This window comes from Marinobacter sp., assembly GCF_040904845.1.
Lineage (GTDB): Bacteria > Pseudomonadota > Gammaproteobacteria > Pseudomonadales > Oleiphilaceae > Marinobacter.
Genome location: NZ_JBBDSR010000068.1, coordinates 71,713 through 93,529, shown reverse-complemented (window position 1 = coordinate 93,529; position 21,817 = coordinate 71,713). Strand labels below are relative to the sequence as shown.

At 58.5% G+C, this 21,817-nt stretch carries 18 protein-coding genes; 10 read left to right on the top strand and 8 right to left on the bottom strand.

Features of this window, described 5'->3' with window-relative positions; genetic code table 11:
- Window positions 1–207 precede the first annotated feature (207 nt).
- A complete protein-coding gene (gene ppx / locus WD429_RS09045; RefSeq protein ID WP_368421847.1) occupies window positions 208–1,731 on the top strand; it encodes an exopolyphosphatase in 1,524 nt (507 codons plus the stop codon).
- On the opposite strand, the gene WD429_RS09040 is transcribed toward ppx, so the two are convergent.
- Window positions 1,728–3,665 (bottom strand): ATP-binding cassette domain-containing protein, encoded by a 1,938-nt coding sequence (locus WD429_RS09040; RefSeq protein WP_368421846.1) that lies wholly within the window; start codon window positions 3,663–3,665, stop codon window positions 1,728–1,730. The genes ppx and WD429_RS09040 overlap by 4 nt on opposite strands.
- Before the next feature lie 64 nt (window positions 3,666–3,729).
- Here WD429_RS09040 and WD429_RS09035 point away from each other — a divergent pair, with 64 nt between their 5' ends.
- The 3 genes from WD429_RS09035 (at window position 3,730) to WD429_RS09025 (ending at window position 5,502) form a co-directional block, all read left to right on the top strand.
- A complete protein-coding gene (locus WD429_RS09035) occupies window positions 3,730–4,257 on the top strand; it encodes a DUF2390 domain-containing protein (RefSeq protein ID WP_368421845.1) in 528 nt (175 codons plus the stop codon).
- Window positions 4,254–4,664: a DUF4124 domain-containing protein gene (locus WD429_RS09030; protein WP_368421844.1), complete on the top strand. Its 411-nt coding sequence runs from the start codon at window positions 4,254–4,256 to the stop codon at window positions 4,662–4,664. Before WD429_RS09035 ends, WD429_RS09030 begins: the two co-directional genes overlap by 4 nt.
- A gap of 130 nt (window positions 4,665–4,794) precedes the next feature.
- Window positions 4,795–5,502 (top strand): FKBP-type peptidyl-prolyl cis-trans isomerase, encoded by a 708-nt coding sequence (locus tag WD429_RS09025; protein WP_368421843.1) that lies wholly within the window; start codon window positions 4,795–4,797, stop codon window positions 5,500–5,502.
- Between the two features lie 70 nt (window positions 5,503–5,572).
- On the opposite strand, the gene rsd is transcribed toward WD429_RS09025, so the two are convergent.
- Together rsd and WD429_RS09015 are read right to left on the bottom strand one after the other, a co-directional pair.
- Window positions 5,573–6,055 carry a sigma D regulator gene (gene rsd / locus WD429_RS09020; protein WP_368421842.1) on the bottom strand — a complete coding sequence of 161 codons (483 nt, stop codon included), beginning with the start codon at window positions 6,053–6,055 and terminating at the stop codon, window positions 5,573–5,575.
- A gap of 99 nt (window positions 6,056–6,154) precedes the next feature.
- Window positions 6,155–6,661, bottom strand: coding sequence for a disulfide bond formation protein B (locus WD429_RS09015; RefSeq protein ID WP_368421841.1), 507 nt, complete (start codon window positions 6,659–6,661; stop codon window positions 6,155–6,157).
- A gap of 162 nt (window positions 6,662–6,823) precedes the next feature.
- Between WD429_RS09015 and fliL the strand changes: the two genes are divergently transcribed.
- Window positions 6,824–7,270, top strand: a complete 447-nt coding sequence (gene fliL / locus WD429_RS09010; RefSeq protein WP_368421840.1) for a flagellar basal body-associated protein FliL — start codon at window positions 6,824–6,826, stop codon at window positions 7,268–7,270.
- A 26-nt stretch (window positions 7,271–7,296) separates the two neighbouring features.
- On the opposite strand, the gene gshA is transcribed toward fliL, so the two are convergent.
- The 3 genes from gshA to WD429_RS08995 all read right to left on the bottom strand — a co-directional run bounded on the left by gshA (window position 7,297) and on the right by WD429_RS08995 (window position 13,050).
- A complete protein-coding gene (gshA, locus tag WD429_RS09005) occupies window positions 7,297–8,850 on the bottom strand; it encodes a glutamate--cysteine ligase (protein ID WP_368421839.1) in 1,554 nt (517 codons plus the stop codon).
- 70 nt (window positions 8,851–8,920) lie between these two features.
- Complete coding sequence (locus WD429_RS09000; RefSeq protein WP_368421838.1) at window positions 8,921–11,266, bottom strand: Tex family protein; 2,346 nt, start codon at window positions 11,264–11,266, stop codon at window positions 8,921–8,923.
- Window positions 11,267–11,313: 47 nt separating this feature from the next.
- Complete coding sequence (locus tag WD429_RS08995; RefSeq protein WP_368421869.1) at window positions 11,314–13,050, bottom strand: putative bifunctional diguanylate cyclase/phosphodiesterase; 1,737 nt, start codon at window positions 13,048–13,050, stop codon at window positions 11,314–11,316.
- Between the two features lie 100 nt (window positions 13,051–13,150).
- Between WD429_RS08995 and rep the strand changes: the two genes are divergently transcribed.
- The 3 genes from rep to WD429_RS08980 all read left to right on the top strand — a co-directional run bounded on the left by rep (window position 13,151) and on the right by WD429_RS08980 (window position 18,120).
- The gene (gene rep / locus WD429_RS08990) at window positions 13,151–15,169 is read left to right on the top strand and encodes a DNA helicase Rep (RefSeq protein ID WP_368421837.1); all 2,019 of its coding nucleotides are present in this window, start codon (window positions 13,151–13,153) and stop codon (window positions 15,167–15,169) included.
- Between the two features lie 141 nt (window positions 15,170–15,310).
- Window positions 15,311–17,572, top strand: a complete 2,262-nt coding sequence (locus tag WD429_RS08985) for a galactose oxidase-like domain-containing protein (RefSeq protein WP_368421836.1) — start codon at window positions 15,311–15,313, stop codon at window positions 17,570–17,572.
- Complete coding sequence (locus tag WD429_RS08980; protein WP_368421835.1) at window positions 17,569–18,120, top strand: hypothetical protein; 552 nt, start codon at window positions 17,569–17,571, stop codon at window positions 18,118–18,120. Before WD429_RS08985 ends, WD429_RS08980 begins: the two co-directional genes overlap by 4 nt.
- A 71-nt stretch (window positions 18,121–18,191) precedes the next feature.
- On the opposite strand, the gene WD429_RS08975 is transcribed toward WD429_RS08980, so the two are convergent.
- Window positions 18,192–18,605 carry a cytochrome c5 family protein gene (locus tag WD429_RS08975; protein WP_368421834.1) on the bottom strand — a complete coding sequence of 138 codons (414 nt, stop codon included), beginning with the start codon at window positions 18,603–18,605 and terminating at the stop codon, window positions 18,192–18,194.
- Window positions 18,606–18,799: 194 nt separating this feature from the next.
- On the opposite strand from WD429_RS08975, the gene WD429_RS08970 reads away from it, so the two are divergent.
- Complete coding sequence (locus WD429_RS08970) at window positions 18,800–19,132, top strand: hypothetical protein (protein ID WP_368421833.1); 333 nt, start codon at window positions 18,800–18,802, stop codon at window positions 19,130–19,132.
- Between the two features lie 15 nt (window positions 19,133–19,147).
- Window positions 19,148–20,314 carry a phospholipase A gene (locus tag WD429_RS08965; protein WP_368421832.1) on the top strand — a complete coding sequence of 389 codons (1,167 nt, stop codon included), beginning with the start codon at window positions 19,148–19,150 and terminating at the stop codon, window positions 20,312–20,314.
- Window positions 20,315–20,461: 147 nt separating this feature from the next.
- Here WD429_RS08965 and WD429_RS08960 read toward each other — a convergent pair whose 3' ends face one another.
- Window positions 20,462–21,814 carry a phosphomannomutase gene (locus tag WD429_RS08960; RefSeq protein WP_368421831.1) on the bottom strand — a complete coding sequence of 451 codons (1,353 nt, stop codon included), beginning with the start codon at window positions 21,812–21,814 and terminating at the stop codon, window positions 20,462–20,464.
- Window positions 21,815–21,817 lie beyond the last annotated feature (3 nt).

The window sequence follows — 21,817 nt, the reverse complement described above, 5'->3', positions numbered from 1 at the left end:
CCCGGGGGTTCCGGCAGCCGTTCACCCGTGTTTCAGTGACTAATACTTTACGCGATTGGTCTGCCGTATGTGAAGCGGTTCCGCTGGCCTCTCGGTTTCTCACTACATGACAGGGGGGCAAAATCTCATGCCTGGCTTTACTGACAGGCCAGCTGGAATTCGCATATAGTAGCAACACCGGTAACACCTTAGAGGAATTCTCCACACGTGACGGCCACTCTCCCCGCCGAATCTGACACCACGCCGCCTGAACTGCTCGCGGCGATCGACATCGGCTCTAACAGCTTTCACATGGTGGTGGCCCGACTGGTCCACGGTGAAATACGCACCCTTGAGAAAATGGGCGAGAAAGTCCAGCTCGGTGCCGGCCTCGACGCGTCCAACCGGCTGACCGAAGACGCGCAGCAGCGAGCTCTGGCCTGCCTCAGCCGCTTTGCCCAGCGCCTGCACGGCATGCCTCAGGAGGCGGTCCAGATCGTCGGCACCAATGCGCTGAGAGTGGCCCGCAATGCCCAAGAGTTCATGGCCCGGGCCGAGGAGGTGTTGGGGTACCCGGTTGAAATCATCGCCGGACGTGAAGAAGCACGGCTGATTTATCTCGGCGTATCTCACACGCTGTCCGACGACAGCGGGCGTCGCCTGGTGATCGATATCGGCGGAGGCAGTACCGAGTTCATTATTGGCGAGCGTTTTGAGCCCCAGGAACTTGAAAGTCTTCACATGGGCTGTGTGTCTTTCCGCAACCGGTATTTTGCCGACGGCAAGATTTCCCGGCGGCAGATGGACAAGGCCGTCACCCACGCCCAGCAGGAACTATTGAACATTCGCCAGCGCTTTCGCAGTGTCGGCTGGCAAAGTTCCGTCGGCTCTTCCGGCTCCATCAAGGCCATCGCCAGCGTTCTGGCCAGCCTGAAGATTACCAATGGCACCATCACCCTGGACGCGATGAACGAGCTTCGTCAACGCCTGGTCAGCATGGGTAAGGTCGAAAAACTGGGGGATCTTGGCGTTCGGGCGGATCGGCAGAGTATTTTCCCCGCGGGGTTCGCCATTCTGATGGGCGCGTTCCAGTCCCTGCAGATCGAGGAAATGACGTTTGCCGAGGGTGCCCTGCGGGAAGGTCTGCTCTACGACATAGTCGGGCGCATCCGGCATGAGGACGTCCGCGAGCGCACGATAGCGGCCCTGCAGGAACGCTATCATGTCGACCAGGCTCACGGTCGCGCCGTTGAAAACACCGCCATTGCCGCCTGGGATCAGGTCGCGGACACCTGGTCTCTGCGAACCGCTCCTGACGAAGAAGTATTGCGCTGGGCCTGCCGGCTGCATGAAATCGGCCTCACCATTTCCCACAGCCAGTATCACAAACACGGTGCCTATTTGCTGCGCTATTCGGACCTGCCCGGTTTCAGCCAACAGTTCCAGCGCGACCTGGCTACCCTGGTCCGTGGGCACCGTCGCAAATTCTCGTCTGCGATTTTTGAGGGCCTCGACAGCGATGACGTTCCGCGCCTGACTTACCTCTGCGTGCTGGTGCGACTGGGCGTGCTGATCCAGCACCCGAGGAACCATCAAGAGCCCCCGGCGTTCCGCCTTCATGCCGACAAAAACCGCCTCACGCTTGAGTTCCCGGAAGGCTGGCTGGAACAGCGCCCACTGACGCTTGCCGATCTGGAGAATGAGGCCGATTACCTGGCGAAACAGGGGTTCACCCTGACAGTGACCGCCTAGGCGGTCAGTTCGGCCTCGAGCGTTTCCACAGTCTCGCTGATCTCCAGCCAGCCCGCCTCGACATCGTCCAGCCTGGCTTTCAGTTGCGCCTGCTCACCAAGACGTTCCTTGAGCAGGGTCTTGCCACTGTCCTGATACAGTTCCGGAGCAGACAGTGACTCTTCCAGCCCTTTGAGTTTCTGTTGCAGTTGCTCCATGTCTTTCTCCAGAGCCGCCTGCTGTTTGCGGTAAGGGCTCAGCTTCTGCCGCAGGGCCGCTTCCGCACGCTTACGCGCCTTGCGATCGTCCGCAGTGTCCTCGGGAGCTGGCCGCTCGGGCGGGCTGCCAGCCTGGGACTCCCGTTTTGGCGCTTCGGAATCGTCTTTGCGCCGGTCCGCGAGCCAGCGTTCGTAGTCTTCAAGATCGCCCTCGTAGTCGGTCACTCGGCCATCATTGACCAGCCAGAACTCATCCACCGTGTTGCGCAACAGGTGACGGTCGTGGGAGACCACCACAATGGCACCGGCAAAATTCTGCAGCGCCATGGTCAATGCCTGGCGCATTTCCAGATCCAGGTGGTTGGTCGGCTCATCCAGCAGCAACAGGTTTGGCTTTTGCCAGGCGATCACCGCCAGCGCGACGCGGGCTTTTTCGCCACCGGAGAACGAGCGGATGGCGCTTAACGCTTCGTTCCCGTGGAAGGCGAAACCACCGAGGAAGTTACGGATGCTCTGTTCCGATGCTTTCGGCGACAACCGCTGCAGGTGCAGGAACGGGCTGGCATCCAGATCCAGGGATTCGAGCTGATGCTGGGCAAAATAGCCGATGGCCAGATGCTCGCCCGTGGTGCGCTCCCCGGACAGCAATGTCGAGGCTCCCCGCAGGGCATCCATCAACGTCGACTTGCCCGCACCGTTAGGGCCCAAGAGCCCCACACGGCTGCCGGGCAACAGGCTACGATTGATGCCGTCCAGAATCAGGGTGTCGCCATAACCGCCCGAGCCGTTGCGGATAGACAGCAACGGATTGGACACTTTTTCCGCCACCGGAAACTCGAAATTGAAGGGTGAGTCGATGTGCGCCGGCGCAATTTTTTCCATTCGCTCGAGCGCTTTAACCCGGCTCTGGGCCTGACGGGCCTTGGTGGCCTGAGCCCTGAAGCGATCGATAAAGCGCTGAATTTCGGCGATCTGCGTCTGCTGCCGTTCAAACCCAGCCTGCTGCTGGGCCAACCGCTCGCTACGCTGACCTTCGAATGCTGAGTAATTACCCGTATAAATCTCGAGCTGGCGCTGATCGAAATGGACCAGATGGGTCGCTACCCGGTCCATGAAATCCCGGTCGTGAGAGATGAACAGCAGCGTCCCGGAGTACCGGTGCAGCCAGTTCTCAAGCCAGAGGCAGGCATCGAGATCCAGGTGGTTGGTGGGCTCATCCAGCAACAGCAGATCCGATGGCCTCATCAGGGCCTGAGCCAGGTTCAGGCGAATCCGCCAGCCGCCGGAAAAAGCCGACACCGGGCGCTGCGCATCCGTGTCTGTAAAACCCAGCCCCCGTAAAAGAGCGCCCGCGCGGCGCGGTGCTGACCAGGCTTCATGGATATCCAGCTCGCCGTGAATGTGGGCCATGGCGTGATCATCGCCGCGCTCTTCGGCCTTCGCGAGCGCCTTTTCCATACGGCGCAGATCGTGATCACCGTCGAGCACAAAATCGAGCGCACTACGCTCCGACGCCTCCACTTCCTGCGCCATATGAGCGATACGGCAACCACCGGGCAGCGCCACGCTGCCCTGCTCCGGCGACAGCTGCCCCAGCAAGAGCTGAAACAGGCTGGATTTGCCCGCGCCATTGGCACCGACAATGGCGACTCTCTGGCCAGGCTGGATGGTCAGGTTGACCGCGTCTAGCAACCAGAGGCCACCCCGTTGTAAACTGAGATCGGTTATCGTTAGCATGTTGTCATTTTATCAGGGTACGCTTTACAGGGAATACATAGGTTACAAGGAATATACAGGCACGATGCAGGACACCCCGGAACAGCTGCCAACGGATCTGCAAGCCGATAACCCGCTTTGGCATTTTGCCTTGGCATTCTGGAATTTTCCGGGCGTCGAATCGACGTGCCTGGAGTTACAACGCAAAGGCTGGAGTGTTACGCAGATTTTAAGCGCTTGCTGGCTTACCATTTCAGGCCAGAAATACATCGGTAATGAAAGCGATACGGTAACAGAGTGGCGAACACATGTAACCGGATCGCTGCGTTTGGCCCGACAATTTATCCCCCGGGACGACCCGGATACAGCCGAGCTGCGGGCCAGTATCGCCCGTAACGAACTGGAAGCAGAACGAATTGAACTGGCTTTGACGTATCAAAGCCTTGCCAACGCCCGACCCGACAATGCCAGTAGGCAGGGGTCGGAACACCTGGCCCGCACCAACCTTGGAGCGGCAGCCCCGGAGGCAACAATGGACATGGAAACCGGACAACTACTGGACGCCCTTGCCAAAGGCCTGGCGTCCTTCTCATCCGGGACATCGGGAGCATGATTATGAAATGGCTGATTCGGCTCGCCTTTCCCGCCCTCGGCGTCCTGTTAATGCTGATTTTTTTCGGTATTAACGAACCCAAACCGAGTACGAACAACAGCACTGCCAAGGCAGTGCCGGAAAAACCGGCAAAGGCCGACATCCCGTCATTTGAAGGTCTGGTTCCTTCTCCCGTGGCGATTGATGGCCCGGACATTGTATTCAAATGGCAGGATCACGACGGTAGCTGGCACTACGCTGACAAGCCACCGGAGAATGGTTCCTGGAACGCTTTGGCCATTGAGCGCCAAAGCAAGGGCAGAAGCGGCACCCGACGTGCGGAGCCCAATCCGGAAACAGACTGGCAATCGCCCTACAGCGCGCCATTCTCACTGGCCCCCATGCAACCGGCCAATAATGGCAGTTAATTCGGTCACATGGCTGGTTTCTTAACGGATATTCAGTGGCATCCAGCTACAGAACCCGCTACCTTTCCCTTTGCCAAATCAACACAATACGGGGCCTTACCGGCCCCGCTCCACAACACAGGACACTGCAATGAAAAAAACACTGCTCGCACTGGCAGTGACTGGCATCGTCGCCGGCTGCTCCACTCAATCCGATTCACCCAAAGACCCCAGCCTGGACTCAACTGACCAGAAAGTCAGTTACGGCATGGGGCTGGCACTCGGGGAGCGAATGAAGAACGACCTCCCCGACCTGCAAATGGATCAATTTCTTCAGGGCATCGAGCACGGCCATGGCGGCGACGAAGACGTCAGCCGCATGAGCCGTGAAGAGGTCCAGGAAGCGCTGATGGCTTACCAGCAGCAGCTACAGGAGCAGGAAACCTCTCAAAATGATGGCCTGGCTCAAAAGAACAGCGAAGCGGGTGAAGCGTTTCTTGCGGACAACGCCGAGCGGGATGGCGTTGAAACCACCGATTCCGGCCTGCAATACGAGGTTCTGGAGGAAGGTGACGGCGACAAGCCAAACGAAAGCGACCGCGTGAAGGTTCACTACACCGGGGAACTGCTGTCCGGCGAAGTGTTTGACAGCTCCCGCGAGCGTGGCGAACCGGTGACATTTGGCCTCGGCCAGGTCATCCCGGGCTGGACCGAAGGGCTTCAGCTGATGAACGAGGGTAGCCGGGTAAAGCTGTACATCCCTTCAGACCTGGCCTACGGCCCCGGCGGGAACCGGAGTATCGGACCGAATGAAACGTTGGTGTTTGATGTGGAGCTGATCGAGGTCAATCCCGAGTAAAACCCCAGTGGCAGGCTCCGCAATCTGTGGAGCCTGCTGCAATGACGGGTTGGGCCAGGAAACACACAAATCAGGCCGAGGACATCACCTTATCTGCGTGGGCGTTATGCAGGTGTTCGATCAGGTAGTCTTCCATTTCAAAGCGACTTTCCAGAATCTCCCCCAATTCCGAGAGCTCGGAAAACAGCTGCCTCACCTCCTCTTCCGTCAGCGTTTGACCATTCAGCCGATCATTGAAGTTGAGCGCGGTTTCGGTCGTCTCGGTGATTTTCGGATAAAGCCTGGCAGCGAGTTCCAACCCACCATCGTTGAATTCCCGGGCCTCCTGAGTCAGTTGCTCGTAGATTTCAAAGTGGCCAGCCGACACATAGTCCACCAGAACCTCACACAGTCTGACAAACTTTTCCCGCAGCGCTTCTGTCTCGGTGTAATCGCTCTCCCCTGACAGGTCGCAATAGTGCACCAGCAGCTCCTGCCGCTCTTTAAGCCAGCGATCAATCAGCTCGCTGACGCCACCCCAACGCTCCCTGGCATTACGGCAATTTTCCAACATGACGCCTTTCTCCAGTTACCTGACCTGCCCGGTATCGAGATCATTATTTTTCAGGTCGAAACTCAAGGTACCCCAAGCCTGCAGTTGGCCGCAACCGTTTCAGCCACCGACCCACTCAGACCTTTTTCCACTGCGAAAAAGCAGCACCAACCCGGTCACCACCAGCACGGAGAAAAACACCGCCGTCCACCCCGGAATGCTGAGCCCGAGGAACCGCCAGACCACTTCCGCACAATCACCGGTGCCCTTTAACGCGGTCGTCAGCACGTCCATCAGCGGCAGGACATCCAGCAGGTAATCGACCGACGGCCCACAGGCCGGCACCTGATCCGCCGGCAGGCTTTGCAGCCACAACTGCCGGCCGGCTACCGCCAGGCCCGCTCCAGACACGACAGCCAGTAGCAAGCCATAGAGGCGAACACCGAGACCTTTGGGGTTGTGAATCACCGCCAGCAGGCTCACCAATGCCGCGCCGATAAACCCGAAGCGTTGTAACCAGCACAGCGGGCAGGGTTCCAGCCCCATCACATGTTCCATGTAAAACGCCACACCCAGAAGGGCAGCACACACAACGGATATTACTGAAAACACCAGTCTGGACGTCAAGAGTTCACCTCGGAAAAGACATTCTGCCATCAAACCGCCGGGGCAACGCCGGCGTACAGGGGATGCTGCAAGCAGTCCTGGGGCCTGCTATTCTGCGAACAGTCGGGCGGTTATCGCCGCTGCCTCGCCACTAAACCCTAAACGATTGTGAACTTCAAGCCTATGACATTTCAGCTAAAGCGCTTTTCCCTGATTTTGCTGTGCCTGCTGTCGATCTTACCCGTGGCCACCGTTTTCGCCGAAGAAGAGGAGGAACCACAGGAAGAGAGCGAGGAAGCGCGAATCACCGATTACATCGAGCTGGACTCGCCCTTCGTCACCCATGTGGGCGAACCGGGTGAGAAACTGACGTACCTCAAAGCCTCGGTAACGATACGGGCATCAAAGGAAACCACACGACCGGCAGTGGAAGCCCACATGCCCCGACTGCGACATGAGCTGGTCATGCTGTTTGGCGAGCAAACCGATACCGATCAGCTATCAACAGGGGACGGTCAAGCCGCCCTGAGAGAGGAGGCCGCAAAACGCATCAATGCCGTACTGGAAGAACAGCAAACCGGAGAAACCATCACCGGGGTTCTGTTCACGGAATTTGTGGTGCAGCGGTAATAACAGACAGGACGACAGTGTCGCCGTCAGGACTGCAGATATTGCGCCAGGAACTCATCGAAAGGCTGGGTGTCGGCGGCTTCCATTGCTCGCTGATCAGACAGTGAACGCTCACTGATCTGCTCGAAGTCCGCCATGGAGGTGGCGGCAAAGGCTTCCTCGCGAAGGGTCTGTTGATGCTGGAGGGACATCGCCTGAACCCATTCCCGGTGACCCATGCCAGTCTCGGTCATTGCCTGGGTGACCCGGGCGGAAGGAATCAGCGACGGGGATGTAAGCTTGTCGCGCTGCGCCTGCAACGCGCTGCGGTAGGTGTTGTCACCGGCCCAGTCATCCAGGCGCTCGGCCAGGGGCAGCAGCCCATCTAACAACGCCGACGCAGCCTCACCAACGGCGGTTCCACGACCACCCTGACACAACGCCAGTTGCAAGTTACGACCGTGGGCCACCACGTCTTTGTAATTGTCATCCAGACGCTCACACTCGGCATCACCAATACGGGGGCTGTCGGACAGCAGGCAATCCAGTAGAAACAGGTCCAGAAAATCAACCTGGCTCTCGCTCACCCCGACCGGCGAAAACGGGTCCAGGTCCAGGCAGCGAACCTCAATGTACTCCACACCCCGCGTCTCGAGCGCCTGGATGGGCTTTTCTTCCCGTTCAGTAGTGCGTTTGGGCCGCACTGCGCTGTAATACTCGTTCTCAATCTGCAGCACGCTGGTGTTGATCTGGATAAATTCGCCATCCCGGCGCGTACCGATGGCTTCGTAGGCTGGCCAGGGCGTATGGATGGCGCGGTCCAGCGTTTGGGTATAAGTGCTCAGCTCGTTGAAGCAAATGTTCAGGGAGGACTGAGCGTTATTGTGATAGCCCAGGTCGCCCATTCGCAGTGACGTTGCGTCAGCGCCGTGCCAGGTATTCTGGTTAAAACGGGACAGATCATGCTTCATATCCGCCACAAAACTCGCATCCAACGCGGGCGAGGCACCAAAGAGCAACATCAGCAACCAGCTGCGACGGCGGAAATTGCGGATCAGCCAGAAATACTGGTCGGATTTGAAATCCTTCAGGCTTTGCCGGTCACCGAGGGCTGACTGCCAGTGCGTCCAGAAACCGTCGGGTAACGACAGGTTGTAATGCGCTCCGGCAATGCTCTGCATCATCCTGCCATAGCGCACCGACAGTCCCTGCCGGTAAACGTGCTTGAGGCGGCCGATATTCGAGCTGCCATACTCCGCAATGGGAATACTGGCGTCGCCATCCAGCTCACAGGGCATGCTGGCGGCCCAGAACACTTCGTCCCCGAGATGGCGCTGTACGAAGCGGTGAATATCGCGCAGGGAGTCCAGCATGGCACCGGTTGACGAGCACACCGGCGTGATCAGCTCCAACAACGATTCGGAGTAATCGGTAGTGATCGCCGGATGCGTCAGGGCCGAGCCAAGTGCACGCGGATGGGGCGTCTGGGCAATGAATCCGTCACGGTCCACTCGCAGGCCTTCTTTTTCGACGCCTTTGAGAAAACCGCCCCAGTCGCTGCCTGAAAACTGGTGAAAAATATGATGGCGGGACTCTGCCATGGATGACTCCTGCTACGGGGAGCTCCGCCTTATGAGCAGAGCCCGCCTGTGGAATGGGGGCTGCCGTCTGTTAACGGCTGTCCTTACGGGCCGACGCCAATGCCTGGGCCAGTGCCCCGGCCATGGCGCCTTTCTGCTGGTCCTGCTGGCCAGACTGAGCGCGACCATTACGACCGCCAGAGCGGTTCTCGGTCTTGCTACGTCCAGCGGGGCCGCCTGTTTGGCGGTCCGACGTTTCACCGGGCTGGTCATCCATGCGCATGGACAGGGCAATCCGTTTACGGGGAATGTCCACATCCATCACTTTGACCTTAACAATGTCTCCGGCTTTTACCACCTCACGGGGGTCTTTCACAAACGTGTTGGACAGCGCCGAGATGTGCACCAGGCCATCCTGATGCACGCCGATGTCCACAAACGCCCCGAAGTTGGTGACGTTGGTCACCGAACCTTCCAGCACCATGCCCGATTTGAGGTCGCTCAGGGTTTCCACCCCTTCCTCGAAGCTGGCAAAGCGGAATTCCGGGCGCGGATCACGGCCAGGCTTCTCCAGTTCGGCAATAATATCCTTAATCGTCGGCAGACCAAACTGTTCGGTGACGTAATCCTGCGGATTCAGGGTGCGCAGGAACGCGGCGTCACCGACGATGTTTTCCAGCTTGCGGTTGTTTTTCGCGGCAATGGCTTCAGCCACGCCGTAGGCCTCCGGATGCACCGATGACCGATCCAGCGGGTTCTCGCCGCCGGCGATGCGCAAGAAGCCTGCGGCCTGCTCGAAGGTTCGATCACCAAGGCGGGACACCTTCAGCAACTGCTTGCGATTTTTGAACACCCCGTTCTGGCTGCGGAATTCGACGATGTTCTGGGCAATGCTCTGGCTGAGACCGGACACCCTCGCCAGCAAGGGCACAGAAGCGGTATTGAGATCGACGCCCACGCCGTTAACGCAGTCTTCAACCACCGCATCCAGGCTGCGGGCCAGTTGCACCTGGGAAACATCATGCTGGTACTGCCCCACACCGATGGATTTGGGCTCGATCTTCACCATTTCTGCCAGCGGGTCCTGCAGGCGGCGTGCGATGGACACAGCCCCGCGGATGGTCACGTCCAGGTCGGGCAGCTCCCGGGAGGCGAACTCCGAGGCGGAATAGATCGACGCACCGGATTCACTCACCACAATTCTGGCCAGCTTCATCTCGGGGTGTTTTTTGCACAGGTCTGCCACCAACTTCTCGGTTTCCCGCGAGGCGGTGCCGTTGCCAATGGCAATCAACTCAATTTTGTACTCGCGGCACCAGGCCGCCAACTGCGCAATGGACTGATCCCACTGGTTGCGCGGTGCGTGGGGGAAAATACCGCCGTGGCCGACAACCTGCCCGGTACCATCGATAACGGCAACCTTAACGCCGGTACGCAGGCCCGGGTCCAGACCCAGCGTGGGCCGGGGGCCCGCCGGTGCCAGCAGCAACAGGTCTTTGAGGTTATTGGCGAATACGTTAATGGCTTCGGTTTCCGCCGCTTCCCGCACCTGGGCCATCAGATCGGTTTCAATCTGCGTGGACAGCTTTACCCGCCAGGTCCACCGCACGACGTCCGAGAGCCACTTGTCCGCCGCGCGACCGTTGTCGCGGATGTTCCAGCGTGCGCCAATACGATGTTCCGCCGGATGCGGCTGACGCCGGTCATCTTCGCCGTCCCCCACCACGATGGTATAGCCAAGCACACCCTCGTTACGGCCTCGCAGAATCGCCAGCGCCCGGTGCGACGGGACTTTTTTCAGTGGCTCGACGTGATCAAAGTAGTCGCGGAATTTAGCGCCTTCGTTTTCCTTGCTCTCAATCACCGTCACCTTGAGCCGACCTTCCTGCCAGATGAAGTTCCGCAAGTTGCCCAGCAACTCGGCGTCTTCGGCGAACCGCTCCATCAGGATGTAACGCGCGCCATCAAGGGCGGCTTTGGTATCGGCCACGCCGGTTTCCGCGTTGATGTAGCTGGCGGCGGTGGTTTCCGGTTCCAGGGTCGGGTCGTCGTATAGCGCATCGGCCAGCGGCTCGAGGCCTGCTTCTCTGGCAATCTGTGCCTTGGTGCGGCGCTTGGGCTTGTACGGCAGGTAGAGGTCTTCCAGGCGATTTTTGGCGTCCGCCGCGTTGATGCTGGCGCGCAATTCATCGGTCAGCTTGCCCTGTTCCTCAATGCTGTTAAGGATGGTGGACCGGCGATCTTCCAGCTCCCGCAGGTAACGCAGGCGCTCTTCCAGGCTGCGCAGCTGGATGTCATCCAGCGAGCCGGTGACCTCTTTGCGGTAACGGGCAATAAATGGAACGGTGGCACCCTCATCCAACAGGGCGACGGTGGCATTAACCTGTTGCTCGCGTACGCCGAGCTCGTCGGCGATGCGCCTGGAGATACTGTTCATGCAACCTCTGTGATGCGTTCTGGATCAAAGCGCAAAGGTACAGCGGCTTACTGCTGCAGGCAAGCAGCCTGGCCCCGGTTGTTCAGGAATCGCACAAGATCCTGCCAGGGCATGGGGCGGGCGTAATAATAACCCTGGATTTCGTCGCAATGTTGCTGGCGCAGAAACTCCAACTGACCTTCGGTCTCCACCCCTTCGGCCACCACACTGATCTGCAAGCTGTGAGCCAGGCTAATGATAGCGCGAATGATGTGCTCCGCATCTGCGGAATGCCCCAGTTCCTGCACAAACGACTTGTCGATCTTGACCAGCGAAATCGGCAGGTTCTGAAGGTTGCTCAATGAGGAAAATCCGGTGCCGAAATCGTCGAGGGCAAAGCTTATGCCCAACTGATTAAGCTCCCGCAAACAGCGCTTGGCGTATTCAGGGTCGTGCATCATGGCACTTTCCGTCAGCTCCAGCTCCAGCAGGCTGGTGTCCACATTGGCGTTGAAAATGATGCGGAAGATGGTTTCGGTCATCTTGCGGTCGTAGAACTGCCGGAACGACAGATTCACCGCAAACACCAGCCCCGGAAACCCGAGTTCAGCGGAGTCCTGCAGGCGCTTGCAGGCCTGCTCGATTACCCAGTAACCAATGGGTACGATCAGCCCGCTGCGCTCCGCCACCGGGATGAATTCGTCCGGGCCGACCAGGCCCCGTTCCGGATGGTTCCAGCGCAGCAGACACTCAACGCCGCGCACCTCTTCGGTCGCCAGGTCAATTCTCGGCTGGTAGTAAAGCTCAAGTTCCTTGCCTCGCAGGGCGTTGCGCAGATCGGCCTCCAGCCGGAGTTGGTAGCCAGCGGTGATGTGCAGCTGGCGGTCATAGAACCGGTAGCTGGTGCCCGGGTCGCGCTTGGCCTCGAACATGGCGCGATTGGCCCGGCGCATCAGATTTTCCGGGCTGTCTCCCGCCTCCGGGAAGGTCGCCACACCCAGGCTGGCACTGACAACAATGCTCTGGCCGTCCACCGTGATGGGGTCGTTCAGGGCACCGACAATCTTGCGAATGATATGGGTAATATCCAGCGAGTCTTCCACTTTTTCCACAATAATGGCGAGTTCATCCCCGCCAATCCGCATCAGCGAATCCACGCGGCGTAGGCCGTGGCGCAGTCGCTCCGCCAGGTTGAGAACCAGTTGGTCACTTTTCTGGTAGCCAAAGGATTCGTTGAAACTGCGAAAATCGTCCAGGTTCAGATGCAGCAACGCCAGCCGGTAACCACCCCGATCCGCCCGCAGCAGTGCCTGTTGCAGACGATCAAAAAACAGGTCCCGGTTAATAAACCCACTGGCGACTTCACGGCCAAGGTGACTGTGGGCAGAGCCCAACAACTGCTCCCGGTACCATAGGCACTTAACGGCGCGGACCAGCGACCAGCTATCGAGCATCTGCCGGCTCAGGTAATCCGCGGCACCGTCGGCCACCAATGCGGGCGCTCGGTCGGCACAGCGCTCCGCGCTCAACGCCAGCACCGGTCTGCTGTTACTGGCCACGTTCAGGTAATCCAGGAAAGCGGGTTCTGAATCGCCATGAAACACACAGTTCCAGAGAATGACATCAAAGTGGGTGTGGCGGATCAGGTCGTCGCAATCGATCAGGTCCGGGCACCAGACCATGTCAGGCAGCAGTTCACCGTCTGCGTCGAGCAGATTTTGCAACCATAGGAAGTCGGTGTATTCCGGTGTCAGCACCAGCAACCGCACCTGGCTGGAACTCATTGTTTCCATTGGCAGTGTCATTAAAAGAGCCTGATAATCCGTGAAAAACGGCATGCAGTCTCCCAAGGATAGCTGATAGATCGCCAAGGTACAGAAGCGGCTGCTGGTGTAGAATGCGCGGATGGATAAACTCAACCCCAGACAGAACGAAGCAGTGCGCTACGCCGAGGGCCCTCTGCTGGTTCTGGCCGGTGCCGGCAGCGGCAAAACCAGCGTCATCACCCGCAAAATCGCTTACCTGATTGAGCAACTGGGCATTCCCGGTCGTCACATTGCTGCGGTGACCTTCACCAACAAGGCCGCCCGCGAGATGAAAGAGCGCGTCGGCCGCATCGTGGATCGCAAGCAGACCCGCGGGCTGATCGTGTCCACCTTTCACAATCTTGGCCTGAACATGATCCGCGAGGAGCACCCGCATCTGGGCTATCACCCAGGTTTCTCGATCTTTGATGCCGAAGACGCCAAAGCCCTGTTACAGGATCTGATGATGCGGGAGGCCGGTGCCGACGCCGGTGATGAGCTGTCCGATGTGCAGATGACCATTTCGTCCTGGAAAAACGCCATACGCGGGCCGGAAGAGGCGTGGAGCAAAGCGGCGGACGAGCGGGAACAGCGTATCGCACTGATCTACAAACGCTACAACGAATACCTCAAAGCCTACAACGCGGTCGACTTCGACGACCTGATCCTGCTGCCGGTGCAATTGTTCCGCAGCCATCCGGACGTACTGGCCAAGTGGCGCCGCAAGATCCGCTACATGCTGGTGGACGAATACCAGGACACCAACGTGTGCCAGTACGAACTGGTCAAGTTATTGGTCGCCGAGCGAGCCGCCTTTACGGTTGTAGGCGACGACGACCAGTCGATCTACGCCTGGCGGGGCGCGCGCCCGGAGAATCTTGCCCAGCTCAAGGACGATTTCCCCAGCCTGAAAATCGTCAAACTGGAACAGAACTACCGCTCCACCGGGCGCATTCTGCGCAGCGCCAACACCGTCATCGCCAACAACCCCCACGTGTTTGAAAAAGCGCTGTGGAGCGACCACACCATCGGTGAGGAAATCCGCATCGTCCGTTGTCGCAGCGAGGACGCCGAAGCCGACCGGGTGGCCACCGAAATTCTCGACCAGAAGCTAAAAAAAGGGCTCGGCTTCAGTGACTTCGCCGTGCTCTACCGGGGCAACCACCAGGCCCGGCTGCTGGAAATGAAGCTGCAGGCCTACCAGATCCCTTATCGGATCTCCGGCGGACAGTCGTTCTTCTCGAAAAACGAGATCAAGGACGCCATGTCGTACCTGCGGCTGCTGATCAATCCCGATGACGACGCCGCCTTCCTGCGGGTGGTCAACGTGCCACGCCGGGAGATCGGGCCGCGCACGCTCGAGCAACTGAGCCACTACGCCCGCGCCCGTAATGTCAGCCTGTTCAAGGCTCTGGGTGACATGGGGGCGGAAACCCAGGTGACCGAAAAGGGCCTGGACCGGCTGCGACGCTTTGCCCACTGGGTCGACTACATCTGCGAACGGGTGCACAAAGAGGACCCGGTGCCCGTCATCAAACAGCTGTTTACCGACATTGAATACGAGGAATGGCTGCACCAGCACTCCGGCACGCCCAAGCAGGCGGAACGCCGCATGGACAACATCTGGTACCTGGTGGAATCGATCCGGCGCATGCTGGACGACGGCAAGGGCACCGCTGACGAGTTGGGCATCGAAGACGCCATCAGCAAACTGATCCTGCGGGACATGATGGAGCAGCGCGAGGAGGACGACGACAGCGACAAGGTCCAGCTGCTGACCCTGCACGCTTCCAAGGGCCTGGAATTCCCCCACGTCTTTATCCTGGGGCTGGAAGAAGAGATATTGCCCCACCGCGCCAGCATCGAGGAAGGCAATATCGAAGAAGAGCGACGACTGATGTACGTGGGCATCACCCGCGCCCGCGAGACCCTGACCCTCACCTACGCCGCCCAGCGCAAACAGTACGGCGAGAAAATCGAAACCATCCCCAGCCGGTTCCTCGATGAACTGCCGGAAGACGACCTGAAATGGGAAGGTCTGGGCGACCTGGATGTCGAGGCCAACCAGAAAAAAGGCAAAGCCACCCTGAGCGCACTGTTGGGGGATCTGGGCGCTTAATCCGCTTATCCTGTCTGACAATATTTCAAAAAACCGACGAACAACTGAAACCTTTTCTGCCTCCCAAACGTATGGTAAGTGGGACAGGCTACAAATGCCTCATCTCCCTTTACTGATAAAAACAATACCGAGGAGCACAGAATGAACTGGAACAAGACCCTTCTTTACCGCCACATGGTTCTGGCCATGGGCACCCTGGCCCTGTCCGCTTGCGGCGGCCCGTCGGAAGATGACGCCTCCTCCGAACCGTCAAGCCAGCAGGAGTCGGCAATTGCCGGGGATCAAGCGGAGGCCGAGCCAACCTTCCAGGACAACTACTCGCCCACTGGCGTGTTCAGCGATCCCTTTGCCGAGCCCACTATTATTGTGGATGGCGAGACCGTTGAAACCGACGAGAAATGCGTAACCAATGCCGAGGGGCTGCAAGAGTGCAAACCTTCGGCAGGTACCGTGGCACTACTTAACGACGGCCGCATCCTCTACATGAATGCACTGGAAGGCACCGAAAATGTGGAGATTTCCATAGTCGCGGAATTCGGTGAAGTGTCAGTTAATGACCAGACCCGGGTGCTGTCTCTGGACAACAATGACCAACCCGCATGGCTCAAGCCAGATCCGCTCCGTGCCGGTGCCAATCCTGATGGCAATGACAGTGAAACCATTTTTGACGACACCCTTCTGGATGGTGAGCTTGATACGGCGGATGACACCAACAAGAACGACGGTGCGCTCTTTTGTTCAGACGTCGTAGGCCTGGCGGATGGCAGTATCATGGCTGTCGGCGGCACCGACTATTACACCGAGGGCGGCATTGTGGAGCTGGAGGGTATCCGGAACTCCCGTATCTTTAACGCCGAAACCAACACCTGGAGTCAGAGCGGCGACATGAATTTCGGCCGTTGGTACCCGTCGCTGGTTACGCTACCGGGCAGCAAGATCTTTGTCGCCAGTGGCGTAACCAAGCTGCTCAAGCCGGTCTACCCGGAAGATCCGGTGAATTCCGGTCGTAACGTGGTGCAGACCGAAACCTACGACCCGTGCAACGGTACCTGGACTCAAAATCCGTCTACTGCAGACCGTTCGCTGCCGCTTTATCCGCGCATGCACCTGCTGCCTAATGGTCATGTGCTTTACAACGCGGGCGGTCAGGCTTTCAACCCGTTCGGCCAGGGCTATGACCAGGCACTATGGAACATAGTGGCCACATTCAACCCGGCAGAACAGAGCTGGACCGATATCGGCTACGCTGGCCTGCCGCTGCGGCTGGACGAGGCAGGCTTGGGTGAACTGAGCAGCACTCTTAACATCACCAATCTCACAGAGGAGCAGAGCTCTTCGCTGCTAGGAGACTTGCTTGAGTCAGGTGCGGACCTGCAGACCACCGCCAGCGAGCTGAATGTTGATGAGGAAACCCTGAAAACCGCCATCGGCGGCGGCATGCGCGGTTCCGCCTCGTCCACCATGCTGCCATTGAAGCCCAACGAAAACGGCGACTACACTGACGCGGAGTTTCTCACCGCCGGTGGCGTACCCAGTTATGCCCTCCTCACCAACCCGGGAGGTTATCTGCCGACCGATCAAAGCCGGATTGATACCGTCCGTACTAACGGTAATGACATTGACTATGAGTCCCGCCTGACCGGATCGCTGAATCAGCCACGCTGGTACGGCACCAATGTGGTCCTGCCCGACGGCACCGTCATGGTATTCAGCGGTGGCACCCGCGATGGCGTGGCCTCGCCCGGATTGGAAGGTCCGATCATGACCGCGGAGAAGTTTGAGCCAGAAACCGGCACCTGGACTGAAATGGCCTTGGGCAAACGCCCACGGACCTATCACAACACCGCCATTCTGCTTCCCGATGGCCGGGTACTTGTCGGCGGGCACGCGCCGATCAACACCGCCTACCTCTCCCACATCAACCTTGAAGATTTCGGTTTGTCCCCGAATGATGGCCGCGACCCCAGCTTCGAGATCTATAGTCCGCCTTACGCCCTGCGTAACGACCGTCCGGAGATTCTCTCCGCGCCGGAAACTCTCATGCCGGGTGATGAATTCACCATCCGGGTGGATCAGACCGCTGATATCGACAAGGTTCTGCTGATGCGTCGCACGGTCATGACTCACCTGATTGACGGGGATCAGCGCGCAATCGAACTGCCGGTGCAGAGCCGTGAAGGCCGCAACCTGCGCCTGAAAATGCCGGAAACCAGCAGTGTAGTACCTGCCGGCCAGTACATGCTATTCGCCAGCAAGAACACCGAAGAGGGCCGTGTGCCGTCGGTTTCCGTGCCGATCAACGTGCAGACAAACGAAGCGATGGAATGCAGCGCCGACACGCAGACAGCCGACGTCAGTCATAATTCCGGCACCCTGCTGGGACAGATCCGGGAGCAGTCATGAACGGAATGGAACAAAAACCGACGCCCTTGGTGGGGCTGGCTGCGGTCATTTTTGGTGCACTGTTAACCATGTCGGGGCCAGGGATGGCCCATCAGCCCCCGGGAGCCGAAAACGCCCCGGAGGGTATCGCCCGCGCTACCTTGGTCCATGAAGGTGGCGTCAGAGCGATGAGCGCCATGGTTATGGACGCACCGCAACCGGCCCTGATGGTCCGTTATCACGGTAAAGAGCCGGTGATCGTTTATGACAGCGACAACCAGCCGTTCCTGCGCTTCACGGACAACCGGGTGGACGCCAGCCCGAAGAGCCGCTACTGGCAGTATCTGCCGCAAAGCAAGAGTTACCGGGACAAAGGCGAAGAGCGCTGGGTGCAGGTATCCGGCTCAGGCAATTTCGGCTGGGTAGACCCCCGTTTGTCCATGCCGGAAGGAGGCCATGCGGGTAAAACTGCCCAATGGCGCATTCCGGTCAAACAGGGCGAACGGGCGGTTTCTGCTATTACCGGTCAGCTAGCTTGGCGGCCAATAGTGGCACAATCCTCAGAATAGCGTTTTGGTACTAACAAAAAACCCCGCCATCTGGCGGGGTTTTTTGTTTCAATGGCTGTTCAACAAACTGATCACTCGAGCTCTGTCAGCATGTACTCTACGGCCACTTCAATTTCTTCATCAGAGCAGTTGCTGCAACCACCTTTGGCCGGCATGGCATTGAAACCATTAATGGCATGATCCACCAATGTTTCCAGGCCTTTATCGGGCCGGTCACCCCAGGCGTCAGCGTCACCCAGCTTGGGTGCGCCAGCAGCGCCGGTGTTATGACATGCGGCGCACGCTGCATCATATACTTCGCTACCACCACGAGGCTCAGAACTAGCGCTCGCCACAGGAGCCGCTTCGGAGCCACAATCCTCACCCTGAACACAGACTTCGCCCACCGGCGCAATGCGTGCTCGAATTTCGTCTTCAACACTTGCCGTGACGGCACCCGCTGTCAGGCCGAAGCCAAGCAATACAGCAGCCAGGACTCTCTTCATCTTCACATTGCACCTCGTATCTGGGCGTTATAATAATCAGTGGACGCATTATAGCGACTGCGGGCAGGCAAAAAAACCAATGAGCAAAATCATCGGTTGTTTTCAACCGTTTTTATTGCCGTTTCGTAAACCTCTAAACCTTGAATCAACTTTACAGGTACCATGAGTACCAACCTGTTCCGGACTTAAAATCTATGCCCTCATCCGACAACACCCGCCACTCCCTTCGCAAACCGTTATTGATACTGGAATTTGGCTCACTTGCCATATTGCTGATATCCATGGGGTATTTTTCTGCGAACGCTGGATCCGGCGATCCGGTCAACCCAGTCTGGCTGCTTATTCCCGCGTTAGCCAGCCTCGCCGTGTTTTGCAGTTTCATTGGGTTGATGTACCTGCGCTGGGTCGCCGCCGCACACACCGGTGAGAAAACCCGCCATAAAATTATTTTTTCACTGCTCGCCGCAACTCTGATCGGCGTATGGCTGTACGGAATCGTTAACACCTGGGCCAGCTTCACCGCGTAACAAGGATCATCGAACATGGAAACATTCCGCGCAAAGCCCCTGCGCCTGATGCCGCCTGAACTCGCGCTTATCGCGGCCTGTCTGATTCCTTCTGTGGGTTACAGCCAGTCAGATGACGGGGCTCTGAAGGTGGCAGAGGAACTGATTCTGGAGGACTGCGCGCTGATCGAAGATGGCATTCAGCGACTGGCCTGCTATGACAGCATCAATGACCCGCGCGAAGCCCGGGAGCGCGCGGACGAGAGCGACACCCGCGAGGCAGAGGACGCGACCGACACACTGGAATATGAAGCTCTGAAGACAGCATCCGAGGATGAGAAGCTGGTTGAAGAGATCGCGGAGGACTCTGAGGATGAAGACACGGGCGTGATGGCGGCAATGGTTCAGCGCTACACTGCTGCGGAAAAAGCCATCTTTTCTTTTTCCGGCAGTTTCGTTGGTCACCAACCTACCTACATTCTGCCTGTCACCTGGGTGGACACCCCCAACAACACACCCACCAGCCCAAGGCTGGGAGCCGACCAATACGATCACTCGGTGGATAATGAAGAGGCGAAGTACCAGATCAGCTTCAAGGTGCCGCTGCTGACTGGCATGCTCGATGATCGAACAACCATGTGGTTTGGCTACACCCAGAAATCGTTCTGGCAGGTCTATAATACGGACGATTCCGCGCCATTCCGGGAGACCAACTACGAACCAGAGCTTTTTTTGCGGTACCAGGCAGACTACGACATTGGCCCTGGTACGCTAAGTGGTGTCACCCTGGGTTTTACCCACCAGTCCAACGGCCAATCAGAACCACGCTCCAGAAGCTGGAACCGCATCAAGGCATCCGCAGGCTACAGCTACGACCGCTGGTTGTTTATGGTGCAGCCTTGGTATCGGCTGCCTGAGGGCGACAGCAAGGATGACAACCCCGACATCGAGCGGTATCTGGGCCATGCGGATTATCTTGCGGTCTACAAGCTGAGCGAGGACCGGACGTTTTCGCTGAATCTGCGTAACAATCTGCGGTCGGAGGATAACAAGACGTCGGTGGAATTTGGCTACAGCTTTCCGATGGGAGATACCCTCAGGGGGTTCTTTCAGTACTACAACGGGTATGGGGAGAGCCTGGTCGATTACAATGAGAGGATTCAGCGGGTGGGTATCGGCATTATGCTGAATGACTGGCTGTAAGTTTTTTTTACAAGACCGAGCGAAACGGCATCCTTCTCTGAAACACGCTGTGAATACGTCCATGTACGCTTGGGCTCCGCCATCCATGGCTCCGCACAGTTTCAGAGAAGGATGCCGTTCCGCTCGGCCCCAGACTCTTCTGCCAACTCAGGTATTCAACCTGTCCATTTCCGCTAGCAGTTCCGCTGTTTTCGCTTTCATCAACGGGATGTCCGCTCGTGACTCGACGTTCAGACGGACAACCGGTTCGGTGTTGGACATCCGCAGGTTGAAGCGCCAGTCGTCGAATTCCACGCTCAGGCCGTCTACATAGCTGATGCTTTTGGCACCTGCGCCGTAGGCCGCTTCGATGGCGGCGATGACTTTGGCGGGGTCGGCGATGGTGCGGTTGATTTCGCCGCTGGCCGGGTAGGCTTCGATGCGGGCGTCGATCAACGAGGACAGGGTATGGCCGGACTGGCACAGGCGTTCGGCCACCAGCAACCAGGGGATCATGCCGCTGTCGCAGTAGGCGAAGTCGCGGAAGTAGTGGTGGGCGCTCATTTCGCCGCCGTAGACCGCGTCTTCGTCGCGCATGCGTTGTTTGATGAAGGCGTGGCCGGTTTTGCTTTCGATGGCTTCGCCGCCCGCGGCTTTGACCAGGTCCAGGGTGTTCCAGGTCAGGCGCGGGTCGTGGATGACTTTGCCGCCGCCGGTTTTGCGCAGGAACTGGTCCGCCAGCAAGCCGACGATGTAATAGCCTTCGATGAAACGGCCATTTTCGTCGAAGAAGAAGCAGCGGTCGTAGTCGCCATCCCAGGCAATGCCCATCGCCGCGCCACTGGCTCTGACCGCGTCTGCGGTTGCGGCGCGGTTTTCTTCCAGGATGGGGTTGGGCACGCCATTCGGGAAGTGCCCGTCCGGCTGGTGATGCACTTTGACGAACTCAAACGGCAGATGCTGTTCCAGTTGGTCGATCACCAGGCCGGCACCGCCGTTGCCGGCGTTGACGACGATTTTCATGGGCTTGAGGGTTGCGGCATTCACGTAACCCAGAAGGTGGTCCACATAGGCATTCATTACTTCCAGCGCTTCGTGACGGCCCTGCACCGGCGCATCGCCAAATGGCTCCAGTACCCGATCACGGATGTCGTTCAGCCCGTTGTCTGAGCTGATCGGGCGGGAATCCGGGCCCACCATTTTCATGCCGTTGTGGTCGCGGGGGTTGTGGCTGGCGGTCACCATAATGCCACCATCCATCTGATAGTGGCTGGTCGCAAAGTACACCTGCTCGGTGCCACACAGGCCGATATCGAGCACGTCGGCTCCGGCGGCCATCAGCCCGGAACTCAACGCTTCGGTAATTTCCGGGCTAGACAGGCGGATGTCGTAGCCGACAATGACTTTTTTCGCGCCGGTGATTTCCACGTAGGCGCGCCCGATACGCTCGGCCAGTGCAGGGTTCAGCTGATCCGGTACGCGACCTCGCAGGTCATAGGCCTTGAAGCAGGACAGATCCATTGT